Annotated in this window: 3 protein-coding genes and 1 pseudogene; 1 reads left to right on the top strand and 3 read right to left on the bottom strand. The window is 57.3% G+C overall.

What is annotated here, in order from left to right; translation table 11 throughout:
• Nucleotides 1–111 precede the first annotated feature (111 nt).
• Nucleotides 112–999: pseudogene (locus EGN72_RS00350) on the top strand (IS3 family transposase); the annotation flags it as partial.
• Here the strand turns inward: EGN72_RS00350 and EGN72_RS00345 are convergent.
• Genes EGN72_RS00345 through EGN72_RS00335 form a run of 3 tightly spaced genes read right to left on the bottom strand, consistent with a single transcriptional unit; the run spans nt 986 to nt 2,210 of the window.
• The gene (locus EGN72_RS00345) at nt 986–1,429 is read right to left on the bottom strand and encodes a hypothetical protein (RefSeq protein ID WP_127044689.1); all 444 of its coding nucleotides are present in this window, start codon (nt 1,427–1,429) and stop codon (nt 986–988) included. The pseudogene EGN72_RS00350 and the gene EGN72_RS00345 overlap by 14 nt on opposite strands.
• Nucleotides 1,377–1,775, bottom strand: a complete 399-nt coding sequence (locus EGN72_RS00340; RefSeq protein ID WP_233586969.1) for a hypothetical protein — start codon at nt 1,773–1,775, stop codon at nt 1,377–1,379. Before EGN72_RS00340 ends, EGN72_RS00345 begins: the two co-directional genes overlap by 53 nt.
• Nucleotides 1,776–1,805: 30 nt before the next feature.
• The gene (locus tag EGN72_RS00335; protein WP_127044687.1) at nt 1,806–2,210 is read right to left on the bottom strand and encodes a hypothetical protein; all 405 of its coding nucleotides are present in this window, start codon (nt 2,208–2,210) and stop codon (nt 1,806–1,808) included.
• Nucleotides 2,211–2,323 lie beyond the last annotated feature (113 nt).

Here is a 2,323-nt window from a genome sequence, read left to right as displayed (position 1 = left end):
CTATGATGAACGACATCGGCAACGCGTGCTCTCAAACCTTCAACGGCGCGCCAAGACCCTCGGTTTTGCTCTGGCGCCCATTCCCGAGGCCGCGGCTGTTTCTTAGGAAGCCGCGGCATTCTTCGCGAGGGAAGCGACATGAGGTTCGCCTTCATCGCGAAGCACCGGCATATCTGGCCGGTCAGCTGGCTGTGCAAGGTTCTGGAGGTCTCACGCTCGGGCTTCCATGCATGGCTGAACCGCCCTCTCAGCGACCGAGCGATCCTTGATGCGAAGCTCGTCACGGCCATCGACACGAGCTTCAAGGCGAGCGACCGGACCTATGGCGCCCGCCGGGTCTGGCACGATGTCCTTGAAGAGGGTCTGATCTGCGGTCTTCACCGGATCGAGCGGCTGATGCGCCAGAACGCATTGAAAGCACGCCCAAAACGGCGCGGAAAGCCCGGGGACGATGGCGAACGATCGGTCATCGCCGACAACATCCTCGACCGGGATTTCGAGGCGGATCACCCAAACCAGAAGTGGCTGGCCGACTTCACCTACATCTGGACCGCCCAGGGCTGGCTGTATGTGGCGGTCGTGCTGGATCTGTTCTCTCGCCGCGTGGTTGGCTGGTCGATGAAGGCCGAACGCGATGCCACGCTGGTCATGGATGATCTGATGATGGCCGTCTGGCGCCGCGGCAAGGCCGATGCGCTGCTGCATCACTCAGACCAGGGATCGCAATACACCAGCGAGCAGTTTCAGCGCCTGCTGGTCGACAACGGCATCACCTGCTCCATGAGCCGGGCCGGGAACGTCTGGGACAATTCGGCCATGGAGAGCTTCTTTTCGTCGCTGAAAATCGAACGGACCAACCGCAAGGTCTATCGGACCCGCGACGAAGCCCGCGCCGACGCGTTCGACTACATCGAGCGCTTCTACAACCCGCGCAGACGGCATTCGAAGCTGGGCTATCTCAGCCCCATGGAGTTCGAGGCCCGCGCTATGCTAGCTTAACCTGCTGTCCACGAAACCGGCAGCAGCTCAAGCACACGTCTTTATGCGTGGTCAAACATTGAAGGGCGACGTTGAGGGAGAGTTCGCGATACTTGCGTTCCGGCATACCGCGGACGGCGATGTTGCGATGCCGGATGACGAAGGTGTCTGGCATGTACAACAGGGTTGCGTGTTTGACCTCATGCATCAGCGTACCGCCAATAAGGGTCAAATTTAAGCGTGCCCCAGAGTTCGACAGTGAATTCAAAAACACAGCCGGTGATGGATCTAAAGCCTCCTGAAATATTTTCGACCGATCCTTTGATTCAAAAACGCGGCCCTTTGCGGGCCTGCGCCGTCCAGCCGGATGCTGCAGTGCAGCAGCTCGAAAACGGACATCAAACCTGCTTTGAGTTGCTACAGCTTTCGACCCAAGCAGTAATTGCGTCATGGAGCATCCATGGGGACGGGGCGCTGCAGGTGATTTCCGAAGCATCATTTGCAGTGAAGTGACACCACTCTTCGTCATCTGACACCCATTCGCCAATGATTTCGCCATCGACCAGCAACACGTCTCCTTTGAATACATTATTGTGGTAACCGAGCATTACGATGCCATGACGCACCATGCCTCCACTGTCGATCAAGTCGCAGATTGCTGCAAACTGAGCACGCAAATCGTCTCGCGAGCGCCCTGCAATTCGTCCAACGTCGAAGGCGCGGTATTTCAATTTCCCAGCGAGTTGCGCGCAGCTATTGTCTTGTTCAACCTCACAAGACAAGTCGCCATGGCTCAACGTCTCTATGTGCATAATTCCGACGCCCGTCTATGCCAACGTTTCGTTGATACGCTTGAACAGCGCCTCGAACGCATTCAACGTCTCGTCCGACAATGAGGCAACCCGCTTGGCGCGTTCACGCAGCAAAACCTCCGCTGGGGCATTGTGGTCGTATCGGTCCACGCCTTCATTGCGGGCGATCTGCCGCACAATGGGGTCAGTGCCTTTGAGGTCCACTGCCTTGATCTTTTTGCCGAACGCAGCGTTGTAGAGCGCTACATAGTCGTCTTTGGCGAACAGGTCTTCAATGTCGGCCATCTTCCGGTCAGCAACCTCACCGATGGTGATGATTCGCTTCTCCCCGAGGAAACCAGCCTTGGCGAGGGCTGTCAGCTTCTGGTGGCCCTCTTTTCGTGAATCCACCACGACCGTAACATCAAGGTGGTTGCCCAAGAGGGGTCGAATGCCGCTGAGTGCAGAATGACACCCTAAGCTATTTCAAGCACGCGTTTTCCATATTCCCGCAAGTTTCCGTTTGGATCGACGTATCGGTAGAGGGTGACGGG

This window comes from Pseudorhodobacter sp. E13 (assembly GCF_003991405.1).
Taxonomy (GTDB): domain Bacteria; phylum Pseudomonadota; class Alphaproteobacteria; order Rhodobacterales; family Rhodobacteraceae; genus Pseudorhodobacter.
Note: the sequence above shows the minus strand (reverse complement) of the source record. Positions and strands in the feature narration are given on the sequence as shown.

Bases quoted from the DNA above. Each gene is read 5' to 3' on its own strand.
- EGN72_RS00345 (WP_127044689.1), bottom strand. From the start codon at position 1,429: ATGACGCAATTACTGCTTGGGTCGAAAGCTGTAGCAACTCAAAGCAGG.